Source organism: Paenibacillus phocaeensis (genome assembly GCF_900021165.1).
GTDB lineage: Bacteria > Bacillota > Bacilli > Paenibacillales > Paenibacillaceae > Fontibacillus > Fontibacillus phocaensis.
Genome location: NZ_FCOQ01000034.1, coordinates 62,652 through 79,397, shown reverse-complemented (window position 1 = coordinate 79,397; position 16,746 = coordinate 62,652). Strand labels below are relative to the sequence as shown.

Sequence of the window (16,746 nt, the reverse complement as noted above, 5' to 3'; positions counted from 1 at the left end):
GACAAGAATTATAGGAGGATGTGAAAGTGGAGAACAGAATCTCATGCGAATGGTCGTACAGTGAAACCGTGAACTACGCTATGCAGCAGAACTATGTTCCTGTTATGAAGAGCATCATCTTAACGAATACAACGGGTGAAGATATCAAGGGAATTACGGTGAAGCTAGAATCTGAGCCGCAATTTGCATATGAATGGAAGAGGGATTTGGACATACTTCCAGCAGGGCAATCCTTGGACATGGGGATGATTGATTTACATATGTCGACCTCATTTTTGGGGGATTTGTCGGAACGTATATCAGGTACATTGACATTGACGGTATGGCAGAATGACACCGAATTGTTCAAGCAGCGCGGCTCGATTTCCGTCCTTGCCTTTGATGAATGGAGTGGGCTTGCCGTATTGCCTGAGATGACCGCTGCTTTTGTCACGCCGAATCATCATCAAGTGGCCGAGATCGTACGGGAGGCGGGCACCATTCTGGAGCAATGGTCAGGAAGCCCTTCGTTTACCGCTTATCAGAGTAAGGATCCCAATCGGGTACGTATGCAGGCGGCTGCGATCTACTCGGCTTTGCAGAATCGCGAGATTTCCTACTGTGTAGCTCCTCCTAGTTTTGAGTTAATCGGTCAGCGTATTCGTCTTCCCGAGACCATTTTCACGCATGGACTGGGAAATTGTCTGGATCTTTCCATGTTATATGCTGCTTGTATGGAGGCTGTGGGTCTACATCCTCTGATCATTTTCACGACAGGGCATGCGTTTGCCGGAGTCTGGCTTGTAGAAGAGACGTTCTCGGAAACGGTTCAAGATGATATATCGTTATTAACGAAAAGGCTCGCAGCGGGAATAAATGAAATCTGTGTGGTTGAGTCTACGGCTATGGTGAAAGGGGATCGGATTCCATTTGACCAAGCGGCTATGCTAGCCGAGGAGCATCTGCGAGATCCAGATTCATTCGATGGCCTGGTCGATATTCGAAGAGCACGTGCAGCAGCCATACGACCTTTACCACTGCGTACGAAAGCGACAAATGGATGGGTCATTGAGGAGACACGTGACACGAAGAGCTATGAAAGTGCTGCTCCGGAACTGCTGGAGGTGTTGGAAAAACCGTTGGAAGTTGATTCGTTGCATCCGGCAACGAGGCAAAAGCAATGGGAGCGTAAGCTGCTGGATTTGACGCTTCGTAATTCACTGCTCAATTTTCGCTTGACCAAATCGTGTATTCCGGTCATTTCTGCCCAGTTGGGAGATTTGGAAGATGCGCTGGCTGATGGCGATGAATTTCAACTGTTGGCAAGGCCCAATGACTGGGAGGATAACGGGCGAAACGCCAGCTTGTATCAAAGTGTGAATACCAATCACCCCATTGTTAAATTGTTACAGGAGGAATTCGTCCGGAGACGGCTGAGAGCCGATTTGAATGCTCAGGACCTGGAGAAAAGAATTGTACATATTTACCGTTCTGCCCGAACTTCATTGGAAGAGAATGGGGCTAACACGCTTTTTCTTGCTTTGGGTCTCTTGAAATGGTATGAATCACCGGTTAGCGAACTTCCCCGGTATGCCCCGATTGTGCTGATTCCTGTAGATATTTTGCGAAAATCTTCACGACAAGGATATGTCATTCGGGCGAGGGATGAAGAGCCTCAGATTAACATTACACTGCTGGAGATGCTAAGGCAGGATTTCGGTATTGGCATTGATGGTCTGGATCCACTTCCGAGGGATGAGAAAGGCATTGCCTTGAAACAAATCTTTAACGTTATTAGACATGCATTAATTCAAGTATCCCGCTTTGACATCGAGGAGACGGCTAATCTCGGGTTGTTTTCGTTTGGGCAATTTGTAATGTGGAATGACATTCGCACGAGAGCTGATCAATTGGCGGAGAATCAGGTGGTGGCAAGCCTTATTCAGGGACAACTACAGCTAAAGGAATCGGTGGAAATCAAGCTCGAGCCGCTCGATGAAGAGCATCCGGCTCATTCGTTGATTCCGGTCAGTGCGGATTCTTCACAATTGTCGGCCATTCGCGCGGCGCTTAAGGGGCAAAGCTTTGTGCTGCACGGCCCTCCAGGAACCGGGAAGTCTCAGACGATTACGAATATGATTGCTGGTGCTCTGGCCGATGGAAAAAAAGTGCTGTTCGTAGCGGAGAAGATGGCAGCGCTGTCTGTTGTTCAGCGAAGATTAGAACAAATCGGATTGGGCCCTTTTTGCCTGGAACTTCACTCTAACAAAAGCACAAAGCGAGCAGTCCTTGACCAATTAAGCCATGTGATTGATGTGCAACGGATCCAGTCTGGCGAGTCCTGGAAAAGACAAGCAGATCGTTTGTTCCAGTTGAGAGAGACGTTAAACGGTTATGTAAAAGCCCTTCATCGAAAATATGCTTTTGGCTTATCTTTATTTGAAGCGATATCGGAGTATGAGAGGGCGGGTGAAGCACCGGATGTCGTTACGTTCAATGACGCAGCAATTGAAGGACTGAACCCGGACACCCTGGTTGCATGGAATGACACGGTTGCTCAATTAATCGCAGCCGGGACTGCGATTGGCAACCCGGGCACGCACCCTTGGGCGGACTCTAAGGTTACATCCTATACACAGGAACTGAAGGCAAACGCAGAAGTATTAATAAAGAGCTACATTGTAGAGCTTGAGGGACGTCAGAAAGCGATGAATGAAGCGCTGAAGCATTTCAAGCTTGGAGTTCTTCCGATGACTCAAGACAAAATCTCCATACTTGCACAGTTGTGTGAGCTGGCTAGCCGTGTACCGGATATTAAACCTGCTCTCATGCAAGAGATCAATGTCGAAGAATCAGTCGAAAGGCTAAAGGCCGCAGCACTTCAGGGCAAACGCCGAGACGAGATTAGAGGTAAGGTTTCCAAATTGTTCATTTCAGAGGCTCATCGTTTAGATGCCCAAATGATGTTATCTACTTGGGATAGTTTGGAGCTGAAATGGTTCCTTCCGAAATGGGCTGGGCAAAATCGCATTTTTAATATGCTGAAGAAAATGACGGTTCCCGGTCAAGGGATAGCCAGGCAGGATGTCAAATCTCACTTGCGGGATATCATTTCCCTGCAGGAAGAGGAACAGAAGTTAAATCGGGCAAGGGAGGAAGCCACACCATTCCTTGGTTCCTCGCTGATCTGGGATGACGAAGGCAAGTGGGACGACATCATGGAGACTTGCGAGTGGCTGAATCGATTGCATGCAGCGTTAACGGCTTGGTTTGAAAATACTACCGATGCTTATCACGCAAGAACACAGATTGCAGATTTTATGGTTGATCTTCGTGGGAATGCTGCTTTGAACAAATCGATGCAGTCTGTATTCCGTAGTCATGAACAAGTGAAGAATCAGGAGAAGGAACTCCGCGATCTGTTACAGATTGACTTTGAGCGCATGGCCCATCAGTCACAAGATTTGGACTGGCACGAATATCTCCTGGAAAAAGCAAATGGTTGGATATCCTATCTGGATGTACTGAGAGATTGGTGTACGTGGCGAAGAGTACGATTGCAGGCGGAGGAGCAAGGACTTCTGCCACTTGTCATTCCATACGAAGAAGGGCGTCTATCTAATGGTCAGTTGAAGGACGCTTTTGAACGTGGACTCTATAAAAAAATAGCGAATTACATCATTGCGCGTGATGAGCAATTCGTGTCATTCTCCGGCAATGTATTTGAAGAGACTCTTCTTCGTTTCAAGGAAGCCGACGAGGAGTATATGAGACTGACTCAACAAGAAATTGTGGCCAGGCTTTCTTCGAGGGTTCCTCAAATGACGCAGGAAGCATCGCAAAGCTCTGAAGTTGGCATTCTTCAGCGGGCGATTCGCAGCGGCGGTAGAAATATGTCGATTCGTAAGCTGTTTGAACAGATTCCGAATTTGCTGCCGCGATTAGTGCCCTGCATGTTGATGAGTCCGATTTCTGTAGCGCAGTACCTCGATCCTGAACGATCCTCATTCGATATGGTGATATTTGACGAAGCCTCTCAGGTACCAACGGCACAAGCGGTTGGGGCATTGGCACGGGGACAACAGTCTGTTATCGTAGGTGATCCGAAACAGCTGCCACCAACGAGCTTCTTTTCGAAGAGTCGTCAGGAAACGGAGGAAGAGGAACCGGCACTGCAAGACATGGAGAGCATATTGGATGATTGTTTGGCGCTTGGAATGCCGGAGCGACATCTGATCTGGCATTATCGCAGCCGGCATGAAAGCCTGATCGCTTTCAGTAACGCTCATTACTATGAAAATAAGTTAATGACCTTCCCATCTCCGGATGAACCCGTTTCGAGTGTGAGATGGTGCCCTGTCGAAGGATATTATGATCGGGGACGTACGAAACAGAATCAAGCCGAGGGTGAGGCTGTCGTTGCTGAGATTGTCCGCCGCATCAAGGATCCGGTCTTGCGCCAACAGAGCTTGGGGGTTGTCACGTTTAGCTCCATTCAGCAAACCTTGATTGAGGATATGCTTGAAGATGTACTGAAGCAAGAACCGGAAGTGGAAATGCTGATGACGCAAATGCCGGAACCCCTATTCATCAAAAACCTTGAGAATGTTCAAGGGGATGAACGGGATGTTATTTTGTTCTCAGTAGGATATGGGCCTGACTCAAACGGTAAGGTAAGCCTAAATTTTGGTCCATTAAACCGGCAGGGAGGTTGGAGACGGTTAAATGTTGCCGTATCAAGAGCCAGGTATGAAATGCTGGTCTTCTCAACACTGCACGCCCATCACCTGAATGCGAGCAGGATCAGCAGCGAAGGTGTACTAGGCTTAAAAGCGTTCCTTGAGTATGCGGAGAAAGGAAAACGGATCTTGCCTGCAAGCGAGGCGTCATCTCAAGCACTTCAGGTTTCGCATGTTCACCGAAGTCTGGCCGCTGAATTGAAAAAGCGCGGATACCAGGCAGATCTCTATGTCGGGGCATCGGGATATCGCATTGATTTAGCGGTATTGGACCCTGAATCCGGTCATTATGCATTAGGGATTCTCCTTGACGGACCGATGTATCAAAATGCAGAATCTGCCCGGGATCGTAATATTCTGCGGGAAGAAGTGCTTAAGCAGCTTGGCTGGAATTTGATGAGGGTGTGGAGTCCGGATTGGTGGGACAATAGAGAAGCCGTAGTGAGCCGTATTGTGGAGGCTGTTAAGCGAGGAAGAGAGGTCAGGAAGCTACGGGTTCAGTCCCAAGCTGAAGCGGCAGCGACTCATGAACAAGTGACATTTGATCGTTCACAGAATCCTCCGATAAGCATGGATAAGGATCAACATGTTCAACCTGCACAGCCTCAGAAACCGAAAGAGGTGCAGCCTTACCATGTCTGCGTTCTGGACGCTGTTTCTTTAGGGGCGGATTGGTTTCATTCCCCAGAATCGACCGAGCTCCTTTTGGATCAAATCCGAAAGGTCATTCAAGAAGAGGGACCTATTAGCCGGAGTTTGCTTACAAAACGCATTTTACACGCATGGGGCATTACCCGACTTGGGGCACGATTGGATCAGAGGTTTACAGAGTTGTTGATGAAGATACAACCTGAACATACGGAAGTGAACGGAATAACCTTCTTCTGGCCAGAGGGAATAAAACCATCCGAGTATGGCATTTACAGGGTAGCCACAGATGACGCTCAGCGGCGAATGGCCGAGGATTTACCGCCGGAAGAAGTAGCGGTTGCCGTGAAATCCATTCTGTCTTCTCAAATTAGTCTTCCATATAATGAGATAACGAAACAAGTCGTTAAGGCGCTCGGATACGCCAGATCCGGGAATGCTCTGGAGAAGTCGATTAAATCGGGGATTCAAAGTGCTATTGAGCTTGGCTTCGCTTATGAAGATGAAAACCAGCGGGTGGTAGTGAAGTAATTAACTCAAGTTATTCTCTGTGTAAGGATAAGCTATCAAAGGCTGCTCAATGGACGGAGCCATTGCAGTGAAAAAACGGGACTTTCTCGGGAAGTGTACATTCGGACACAGATCAATGGGGATATTCTCAAAAAAAATGGCGCAGAAACAGTCAAACTTGAAACTTGATGTCCTGCGCCTTTGTTATCCGTTAATATGTAAACTCTTCCATCTCCGCCTGTGCCATCAATTCAGCTTGCTGAAGCACCAGATCAATGGCCATCTTTTCCAGATCCGGCGGGTAACCGTATTTCTTCAACAGCCGCTTGACGGTAATTCGCATCTGAGCACGTACATTCTCACGAAGCGTCCAGTCGACTTTGATGTTGCTTTTGATCGCTTGGGTCAGTTCATGTGCGATCTGCTTCAGCATCAGATCTCCCATCAGTTCCTTGGCCGATTCATTCGAAGCGAGCGCATCATAGAAAGCCAGCTCTTCCTTGATCAGACCGAGATCTTCGCCGCGCTTGACGGCTGCGTTCATTTCTTTGGCCATCTGGATCAGTTCTTCGATAACCTGCGTCGTCTCGATGGTGCGGTTGTTGTATTTCCGAATGGCTTCCTCCAGCATCTCGGAAAATTTCTTCGATTGCATAATACTGGTTCGGGAAACGGCCTTCACTTTCCCCTGAAGCAGCCTGCGGAGAAGTTCCACAGCCAGATTTTTCTGCTTCAACCCGCGCACATGTTCCAGAAACTCATCCGAAAGTATCGCAATGTTCGGTTTCTGCAAGCCTACAGCTTCCAGAATATCGACAACTTCATCGGATACGACCGATTTCGAAATGAGCTGATTCAACTCGGCATCGAGTTCTTTCGTCGTTTTTCTCTTGTTTTCGTCTGTTATCAGCTTAATTATACCAGATTTAACCGCTTTGAAGAAACTGATTTCGACATTGACTTCCTCCGCGGCGGGAGTCGTCGCGCAGAGCGAGAAGGCTCTTGCCAATTCCGTCGTCCAATTCAGGAAGTTCCGCTTGCTCTCTTCACCTAATCCAAGTACGTAATCGACCGTCTCAACAATGGCCTTCATCCGTTCAGCTGCTTTCTCCGAAGCGAATTTACTGTAGTCATACCCATGAAGCAATTCGCGGATGAGCTGCAGCCTTTCCAGCATAAAGTCAACGGCTTGGTCTGTATCGATACCAGCAGTTTTTCGGTCATTTTCCGTATATTGTTGAAGCGCCGATTTCAGCAAGTCCGCAATTCCGATATAATCGACGATCAGACCGCCCGGCTTGTCGCGGAATACCCGATTCACGCGGGCGATCGCCTGCATCAGATTATGGCCTTTCATCGGCTTGTCGATGTACATCGTATTCATGCTCGGCACGTCAAAACCGGTCAGCCACATATCACGGACAATGACGATCTGAAGCGGATCGTTCACATCTTTCATCCGCTTCGCGAGATGTTCGCGTCGCCGCTTGTTGCCGATAAACGGTTGCCACTCCTCCGGATCGCTGGAACTTCCGGTCATGACGATTTTGATTTTGCCTTCGTTATCATCATCGCTGTGCCAATCCGGCCGGAGTGCAACAATCGCTCTGTACATATCGATGGCGATCCGCCGCGACATCACAACAATCATCGCTTTGCCGAAGCCGGCTTTCTGCCGTTGCTCGAAATGTTCGACGACATCCTGCGCGACTTTCCTGACCCGTTTCTCTGCACCGGCCAACGCTTCAAGCCTGGCCCAACGCGACTTCAGACGCTCCCGCTGCGTGTACTCCTGGTACTCCGTAATATCCTCATACTCGCTGTCAATGACCGGGCGCTCCGCCTCCGACAAATCCAGGCGGGCAATGCGGCTTTCATAATAAATTCTGACCGTGGTTCCGTCTTCTACGGCTCGGGTCATATCGTAAATATCGATGTAGTCACCGAAAACGGCAGGCGTATTTTTGTCTGTCAGTTCGACCGGCGTTCCGGTAAAGCCAATATAAGAAGCGTTCGGCAACGCATCGCGCATATACTTGGCGTAGCCATACTTAATGGCCGCTTCGTCTTCCCCGGCGACCATTTCCGCCTGAAACCCGTACTGGCTGCGATGCGCCTCGTCTGCGATCACGATCACATTGCGGCGTTCCGTAAGTACAGGATACTTGTCTTCATTTTCATCAGGAGTGAACTTGTGAACCGTTGTGAAAATGATCCCGCCCGACTCCACCGACAAAAGCTCACGCAAATGAGTCCGATTTTCCGCTTGCTGAGGCGTTTGCCTGAGCAAGTCCTTCGACTTGCTGAACGTGCTGAACAACTGATCGTCCAGATCGTTCCGGTCCGTCACCACGACGATCGTCGGGTTGTTCAGCGTCAGAACAAGTTTTCCCGCGTAGAAAACCATGGACAAGCTTTTACCGGAGCCTTGCGTATGCCAGATGACGCCGATTTTGCGATCACCTTCGTCCATCGTCGCACGTTCCGTACTTGCAATTGCCTTGTTGGTGGCATGGTATTGGTGGTATCCCGCCAATATTTTGAACAGATGCTCCCCATCGGTCTGAAACAGCACGAAATGCTTGATAATGTCGAGCAACCGACTTTTCTCGAACATCCCTTTCACAAGCACTTCAAGCTGGGGCAGGGAGGAGGGCGCCACGTCATCGCCGTCGATCGTGCGCCACATCATAAACCGATCTTCATTGGCGGTCAACGTGCCTACCCGCGCATTCACACCGTCACTGATGACCAGGAACGAGTTGTACGTGAACAGGGACGGTATCGCTCCTTTATACGTCTGCATCTGATTGTAGGCATCGCTGATCCCGACTTCTTCGTTGGAGGCGCTTTTCAATTCAAATACGGCGATCGGCAATCCATTTACGAACACGACGATATCCGGGCGCTTCTCTCCCTGATTTTCAACGACGGTAAACTGGTTGACGACCAGAAAGTCGTTGTTGTCGATCCGGTCCGGGTCGGTGTCGAACAGCCATACTTTCTCTGTCGGATATTCGCCGTTGGCGGCTTGATACTGCACATCGATTCCATCGGTAATCATCTTCTGGAACGCCTTGTTATTGATCAACAAGCTGGGACTGCGCGGCACTTCAACGACCCGAATCGCTTCCTCGATGGCTTCGCGCGGCACATGCTTGTTGATGCGAATAAGCGCCTCGCGCAGCCGGTCTTTCAGGATGACGTCATGGTAAAATTGCCGTTCGGGGTACTCCCCTTCGGGAGAAATATCCGGACCGTAAGCTTTCTCGTAGTTCAGTTCTTCGAACCATTCCAGCGCGGCCTGTTCAAGGTCGCTTTCGGTGTAGGACGTCGTATAGTAGGCCATCGTTGCACCTCCTTTGGATTAGGGTTGATAGATTGCATTGCTCTCCGCAACCTTAGGCAGATCGGTAGCGCTGTTATCCCGCTCGACAGGGACACGGATCTCGCCGGACATGAGTTTGGGGAGAAGGGTGTCGCGGAGTTGCCGTAAAGTTTGGGTTTCATTTGCCTTTTCAAGTAACAATGAATAGAGTCCATTGACTAGTCCATCAAAATGTCTTACCAGTTCAATATCTGGCAGAATAGTTTTCAAATTTTGAAAAGTTGAAACTGTTATTGCATCAAATACGGCTCCACTGGCACTTTTTCGCAAAGCATTAATAAGTTGTTGTGTCAGATGAAAGACGTACTTCTGGGTATAACCACTTTTAGCGACAAGGGCATAGCAGGATTGGTTCATTGCCATGTCTCTACCTGCGAGTGCGACTTTTCCAACCGTTCCCCTTGCGGTAATAAAAACAGTATCAGTTTTGTACAACTTGCTGTTGCAATTGTTCAACCCATCTTCAGTAATGGTTTTCTCTGTTTCGATTACATAAAAGGAGTTCGAACAATCTTTTGGAGTAAAGAAGGGGATTTCACCATTCCAATATTCGGATGTACTCGTTTTCGGTGTACCTCCACTCTGTACATCGAATATATCGGTTGCTCTCCCAACCCTCCATCCCCTCGGAATCAACCCCAACTCACTTTCCTCAAACTCGCCGCCGCTTGACTTATACGGTTCGCCGTTTTCATTTGGAAACTCGAAGTCCACAAACCACCGCTTAAAAAGGGCTTGAGCCATTTCTTCAAGGTTTTTGTTGATGGCGTTGTTGAGCTCGATTTTTTTGTCAAGGGATGATAAAAGTTTGGAGATTGCCACCTGCACATTTAATTCCGGTGCTTGAATCTCAAGACTAGACATGATTTTAGTGTTTAGTGAAGGCATTGTTGCACCTACTGCTATGCTACGAACATACTCTCTAAAGCTTTCAAGACCAAAATAGTAAGATAAATATTTAGGGTCGATCTTATCCTTTTTGTTAACCCGAACTCTTAGACATCTTCCAGAAAAGAGCCAGCCATGTTCTTTTTTTGAAACATAAGCTCTTCTGTCAACAGACCCAACACGACTAAAAACGATGTCACCTTCGCAGAGGCTGTACTTCGATAATCTTAACGCATCATCATTTGAAACTTTGGGGGTGTTCTCGTGAATAGTAAAATTCTCCCCTAGGTGCTCAACGGTGATTATCGGGGTACCATGGGGCACGTAATCATCTTTATGCAATTGACTACCAAAGGGACCAGTCTGAACATCAGCAATTTCAGCAAGTTTATATTTTTTCAGTTCAAAACTCAAACCCGATCCCCCCAAGCCGCTTGCGAATCTCGTCCTCCAATTGCCGGGACTTGGCGAACTGCTCCGCCAGCTCCGATGTCAGCCGTGCCATTTTATCCTCGAACGGTTCTCCGTCTTCTTCCACATCTTCGATGCCTACATAACGCCCAGGTGTCAGGATATACTCGTGCTCTTGTACCTCTGCAAGTTTCGCCGCTTTGCAGAAACCTTTCACATCTTCATACTGTCCAGCATCCATCTGTCCCCACCATGCGTGGTACGTATCGGCGATCTTCCGGATATCCTCCGTACTCAACTCGCGATGTGTCCGATCCACCATATGGCCCATTTTGCGAGCATCGATAAACAGGATTTCACCACGGCGGTCCCGAAGGCCCTTTGGCGCTTTATTTTTGGCAATGAACCAAAGACAAACCGGAATTTGCGTAGAATAGAACAATTGCCCCGGCAAGGTCACGATGCAGTCAACCAGATCGGTATTAACCAGCTTGCTGCGAATCTCGAACTCCGCCGTCGTACTAGTCGACATGGAGCCGTTCGCAAGTACAAAGCCTGCAACGCCGCTGGGCGCTAGTTTGTTCACAATATGCTGAATCCACGCATAGTTGGCATTTCCAACTGGAGGTACCCCATACGTCCAACGAGCATCCTCTGTCAGCCGTTCACCGCCCCAGTCGCTGATATTGAATGGCGGATTCGCCAAGATGTAATCGGCCTTCAGATTTTTATGTAAATCGTTATGGAACGTATCTGCATGATGCTCCCCAAGGTTGCCGTCGATGCCGCGAATGGCGAGGTTCATTTTGCACAACTTCCACGTCGTCGGATTCGACTCCTGCCCGTACACCGCGATATCGCCAATGCGCCCCTGATGCTCCTCTACAAACTTCTCGCTCTGAACAAACATGCCGCCGGACCCGCAGCAGGGGTCATATACGCGGCCCTTGAACGGCTGGATCATCTCGACGAGCAGGCGCACAACGCTGTTCGGGGTATAGAATTCCCCGCCGTTCTTGCCTTCCGCGCTGGCGAATTTGCTAAGGAAATACTCATATACCCGCCCCAGTACATCCTTCGAACGGCTTTCTTCATCGCCGACTTTGAACGAGAACAAATCGATCACTTCGCCAAGACGGGTTTTATCGAGCGCCGGGCGGGCGTAATCTTTCGGCAGCACGCCTTTCAGCGATGGATTTTCCTTCTCGATGGCAATCATCGCATTATCAATGATCTGCCCGATTTCCGGCTTTTTCGCGTTATCCTTGATATGGCTCCAGCGCGCTTCTTTCGGTACCCAGAATATATTTTCTGCCACGTATTCGTCCCGGTCCTCCGGATCGGCATACGGTTCATTTTTCAATGCTTCATATTTTTCTTCAAATGCATCCGACACATATTTCAGAAAAAGCAGGCCGAGAGCTACATGCTTATACTCCGCTGCATCCATACTGCCGCGCAGTTTATCGGCCATGCTCCATAATTTTTCCTCGAATCCAATGTTCGCTGTTGCCATGATCCTAATTCCTCCTCAGTAGAGTTCCTCGTATAACTGGCTCTTCACTTGTTCCCAGCGATTCGTCGCTTCCCGAACAACTTCTTTATATCGTTCTTTTTCCCGTATATATTGCTCTATTAACTCGTGCTGCTTATCTTCCGGTACCAGAGGCAATTCCATTTCCGCCACATCCGCCGGGTTCAGATTCATTACAGTCGTCCCCCGCTGGAAGCTTTGAATAAGGGCTGTTCCGACAGGGCTTTCCAGAAACATTTTGGCAAAATGGCTCTTGATGGCCGACTTGAATCGGATCACGATCATATTCGAGGAAGCGATGACCATCCCTTGAGCCTCCGGAAATACAGCCAGCTTGTTCACGGTGCCGCGGCATGTCATGACCAGGTCACCCGGGAGAATCTCGTAACGCTTCACTTTCCGCTCTTTCTCGTCAATCGTTTCAAGCTGATCCAATCGCACTTCGCCGTCATCCAGATTGGATATATTCAGCACCTTAATGTTCCCAGGCTTTAGATCCTGCCTAAGAATCGATTTTCCCCGAAAAATGTCTGCCACATCGCGCAGCTTCACCTTCGGGGTTGCCGCCTGTCGGAAGGAACGAAGTGTATCCTGATCTTCATCCAGCAGCAGTTCAATTCGCCAATAATCCAGCTCTCGGAACCGGTCGGGATGGATGGCAATCTCCCGTTCCGCCACAAGCTTTGACTTCTCCATATGGAGCCGCCCGAGGATCACTTCTTCTACAGGTGCTTTGCCGAAGTCAACCTGACAGGTCTTGATGGAAGTGTAGGGACGAAACAAGCCGTCCGGAAGCGAATAGATCGTTTGCACCGGCGCCTGTTCATTCATTTGCTTCCGCCAGCTGGCGATCGCGCCGGATTGAAACAGCATTCGCGCGGGCAAGGTCAAGCTCAATCTCCCGTCGTCTTGCAAGAGTGGAAGCAGGTAGCTGGCCGCCGCGCCCTCGGATTCCCGAACCGCGACATCGACATCGTTCATTTTCATCCCGAAATTCGGCATCGCCAGGATCGCGTCGAATTGATGTTCTGCGGGCAGCGGCTGATAGATGGACCCTTGCACGATGCGGATATTGGAATAGGACTCGAAATACGTTCTGAACAATCTGCCTACGATGTAGTTTTCCGTTAACAATGTGATGGTCCATGGTCGATGGTAACATTTCGTTTCGATGAGTCCTTTGATATACTTTTCAGCTTCTGCAAACAGAATGTTCGTGCAACCATGTCGCTCACACTGATCGACAAACCGCTCGACGATTCCCGGATGGACGACAATGCTCCCTGTAACCCGATCTTGTTGGATGGTTAGCATGGCGTATTCCAACAAGTCCATGTCCTTGCCTGCATGGTATAATTTATAAAATAAATCCCGATCGCCGGGAAAATGGCCTAATTCTTTGTCTAAGGCTCGTTCCTTCATCCACTGAAACAGCTTCTCAGGTTCTGTCATTAGCTCCGTTTCGGCCAACTGTTGTTGTTCCAGAAGTTGTTGCGTCCGTTTCACTCGAATGGCTTCGCGAAGCAACTGATCACGTGTTGATATATCATGGAGCAGACAGATATTCCAGAACGATTCAATCAATTCATCACCTTCTTTCGCTGCCAAAAGCCAACTAAATTATACCATCAATGAATTAAGTATTGCAATACTAAAGACGAGACCATTCAAAGGAGCTATTCCTGTAATGAATTATATTGAACTTTGAAAAAGAAGACTACCTCCAGTATTATGGGGTTCGGTCGATTAAGCACAAGGGATTCGGGATTTGTATGTCGAAATCATATGCAAAGGAATCTTCGGAAAACAGCCCAAAATCCTTGCAGAAGGAGCGATGAAAATGTTCAAGCCGACCGCGCATCTCGACAATCAATTGATCCTGCCTGATGATTTCTTTCTTCCCTTCGGCGGAAAACTGGATGAAGGGAATCGCTGGGTTCAGTTGGCTCAGTTGGTGTCGTGGGCGGCGGCTGAACAGAAATACGATCGTTTCTTCAAAGACACCTTCCGCGGTCAGCAAACGATCAGCCTGCGGATGGGCTCGGCGCGCTGATCATTCAGGAGCGCATGCAGTTGACCGATAGAGAAACCCTGGCGTCGATCAGCGAGAATCCCTATATGCAATACTTCATCGGTTTGTCCGGATTTGTCATGAAGCCGCCGTTCCACCATTCCATGATGACGCATTTCCGCAAACGTCTGACGGATGTGCTGGCCGAGCTGAACGAGATCATCGCCACCGAGGGCGCGAAGGAAATGAGAGACGATGACAACGATCCAAGCAACGTGAGCGGCGGCGCCACCGGAAGCGTCCGAACTTGAGACCGATGAGGCCATCGATTCCACCGTGGCGTCGGAAACGCCAGAACAACCGAATCAAGGGACACTGTTGGTGGACGCCACCTGCGCCCCGGCGGATGTGGCGTATCCGACCGATCTGAATTTGCTGAATGAAGCGCGGGATAAAAATCGTTCAGCAAGCCCGAATCAGGGCCCCAAGTCGCTAATGCCGTAGAAAAGTTATTTGGGTACGAGAAAAGAGGTACGGTGTGGAACGCGGAAGGTATTGCGCCGGTCGACTTTAATATGAGTCCAAAAACGCCCTGATCTGTACAACTTGCTGCCTCGCTTTTATGACACAACGAAAGACAAAATCATCGTTAAATAAAGCGAGATCCCTTTCTCTACATGGGGCTCGCTTTTCGAGATTCGCAGCTGAGCAAAGTTCAACGATCGTTATCCGTGAGGAACTTAATGCTGCTACTGCCGCCTGAATATTTGCATCTCCTCGCCCCATGCGTTATTATATTTTCATCGACAAATTTGCAGGTCTAAACAAGGAGGTTCATTCGTCCATGTGCCCCCGTACCAAAGAACAAAATGAGCTGATCCGCATACAGCGCAGAGAACAGATCCTGGACGCCGCCGCGCACGCCTACTTCCGCACGGGAGGCAGCTTTGATATTCGCGACATCGCCCGCGAGGCCAAACTCGGTTACGGCACGGTATACCATTATTACCCCAACCGACATTTATTAATCGAAGATGTGCTGGATAGCGGCTTCGAGCGATGCGAGCAAGCCTTGGCAGAATGGGCGCACGCCAACGGCGGCCGCTCGGATGACAAACAGTTGTTGACGTATTGCAAGGCGTTGCTCCGGCTGTGGCAGTCGGATGCCCGCGCATATCTCGTCTACAAAATGGCGGCGGAACATTATGCAGGCTTGCCTGAGAAGGATCGGCACCTCGCCAAGAGACGATTCATGGAACGTTTGTACGTCCCGCTCCAATCGATCGCCCGGCGCAAAGACGACAGCGTCGACTATATGCTTGTCGTGCTGGTCGGCTGCAGCGGGCTACGCTACTATACGGGCGCTTCCGGGTTGGACGTCGATCGAATCGCCCAGCTCGCAATGCAAGCTATTACGAAGGAGTCCTGATACGAACATGATTATCCTAAAAAGCAAGCATGAAATTGAGGCCATCCGCAAGGCATGCCAAGTGGTGGCCGAATGCCATCGCACGATCGCCCCGCTCATCAAACCGGGCATCACGACGAACGAGATTGATCGCATATTCGAGGACATTATTTTGAAGCATGGCGCCAAGCCATACGAGAAGGGCTACAAGGGCTATCCATATGCGACGTGCGCCTCCGTCAACGACGTGATCGCGCATGGATTTCCTAGCGATAAGCCACTTGAGGAAGGCGATATCGTGACGATCGACACGGTCGCCGAGCTCGACGGCTGGCTCGGCGATTCGGCCTGGAGCTATGCGGTCGGGAAGATCTCGCCTACGGCCGAGAAGTTGATGCGCGTCACGAAGGAATGCCTTGACCTCGGCATCGCGCAGGCGCAGCCCGGCAATCGGCTCGGTGACGTGACAAGTGTGATCCAGCGGCATGCGGAGTCGCACGGCTTCGGCGTCGTGCGCGACCTTCTCGCCCATGGCATCGGTCGTGACCTGCACGAGGAGCCGACTTATATGCATATCGGCAATCCCGGCAAAGGTCTCCGCATTAAGGAAGGCATGGTGTTCACGATCGAGCCCATGATCACCGAAGGCACCTATTACATGACAATCGATCCGGACGGCTGGACCGCGCGGACGCTGGACCGCAAGCTTGCCGCCCAATACGAGCATACGATCGCCATCACGGCTGAAGGTCCACAAATCCTGACGGCACAATAGAATAATTTGAATATCAAGTTGCTTCAGCAAACCCTTCACATGTGAACGTTCGTTCGATATACTGGGTACAAACGAATGTTCGGGAGTGGTTGTCATGGCCCAACAAGAAGCGATGACGTTAAAGAGATTTCAAGAGAAGTTTCATTCGGATGACGTATGCCGCGAGCATCTGTTCCAGAGCCGCTGGCCGAACGGCTTTCGATGTCCCAAATGCGCGCACGATGCGTTTTACTTTCTGGAACACCGCAAGCTGTATCCATGTACGCGCTGCAAGCATCAGGCTTCGGTGACCGCTGGCACCATTATGCATAAATCCCATACGCCGCTATTGACCTGGTTTTGGGCGGTTTTCCTTGTGGCGCATGATCAACGCGGCGTTTCACGCTCTCACCACTGTACGGCTAAATGGACGCCGAATGACTGAAACGGGATATCATGCAGTAGTTATCTTGCCA

Annotated in this window: 8 protein-coding genes and 2 pseudogenes; 6 read left to right on the top strand and 4 right to left on the bottom strand. The window is 49.6% G+C overall.

Going from position 1 to position 16,746, the window contains the following annotated elements; genetic code table 11:
- Positions 1-26 precede the first annotated feature (26 nt).
- Positions 27-5,897 (top strand): DUF3320 domain-containing protein, encoded by a 5,871-nt coding sequence (locus BN3795_RS22305; protein ID WP_068786892.1) that lies wholly within the window; start codon positions 27-29, stop codon positions 5,895-5,897.
- Between the two features lie 190 nt (positions 5,898-6,087).
- Here the strand turns inward: BN3795_RS22305 and BN3795_RS22300 are convergent, their stop codons facing one another.
- The 4 genes from BN3795_RS22300 to BN3795_RS22285 are packed head-to-tail and all read right to left on the bottom strand — an operon-like array spanning position 6,088 to position 13,681.
- A complete protein-coding gene (locus BN3795_RS22300) occupies positions 6,088-9,225 on the bottom strand; it encodes a type I restriction endonuclease subunit R (RefSeq protein WP_068786891.1) in 3,138 nt (1,045 codons plus the stop codon).
- An 18-nt stretch (positions 9,226-9,243) separates the two neighbouring features.
- Positions 9,244-10,566: a restriction endonuclease subunit S gene (locus tag BN3795_RS22295; RefSeq protein WP_232730012.1), complete on the bottom strand. Its 1,323-nt coding sequence runs from the start codon at positions 10,564-10,566 to the stop codon at positions 9,244-9,246.
- On the bottom strand, positions 10,556-12,079 hold the full coding sequence (locus BN3795_RS22290; protein ID WP_068786890.1) for a class I SAM-dependent DNA methyltransferase: 1,524 nt from the start codon (positions 12,077-12,079) through the stop codon (positions 10,556-10,558). Before BN3795_RS22290 ends, BN3795_RS22295 begins: the two co-directional genes overlap by 11 nt.
- A 15-nt stretch (positions 12,080-12,094) precedes the next feature.
- A complete protein-coding gene (locus tag BN3795_RS22285; protein WP_068786889.1) occupies positions 12,095-13,681 on the bottom strand; it encodes a restriction endonuclease subunit S in 1,587 nt (528 codons plus the stop codon).
- Between the two features lie 256 nt (positions 13,682-13,937).
- On the opposite strand from BN3795_RS22285, the pseudogene BN3795_RS25290 reads away from it, so the two are divergent.
- The 5 genes and pseudogenes from BN3795_RS25290 to BN3795_RS22260 form a co-directional block, all read left to right on the top strand.
- A pseudogene (locus tag BN3795_RS25290) lies at positions 13,938-14,368 on the top strand (transposase); the annotation flags it as partial.
- Positions 14,369-14,444: 76 nt separating this feature from the next.
- Positions 14,445-14,612: a hypothetical protein gene (locus tag BN3795_RS26280; RefSeq protein WP_408635065.1), complete on the top strand. Its 168-nt coding sequence runs from the start codon at positions 14,445-14,447 to the stop codon at positions 14,610-14,612.
- Positions 14,613-14,952: 340 nt separating this feature from the next.
- Positions 14,953-15,537, top strand: a complete 585-nt coding sequence (locus BN3795_RS22270; protein ID WP_068786886.1) for a TetR/AcrR family transcriptional regulator — start codon at positions 14,953-14,955, stop codon at positions 15,535-15,537.
- A 7-nt stretch (positions 15,538-15,544) separates the two neighbouring features.
- A complete protein-coding gene (gene map / locus BN3795_RS22265) occupies positions 15,545-16,291 on the top strand; it encodes a type I methionyl aminopeptidase (RefSeq protein ID WP_068786885.1) in 747 nt (248 codons plus the stop codon).
- Positions 16,292-16,385: 94 nt separating this feature from the next.
- A pseudogene (locus BN3795_RS22260) lies at positions 16,386-16,673 on the top strand (transposase); the annotation flags it as partial.
- Between the last annotated feature and the right edge of the window lie 73 nt (positions 16,674-16,746).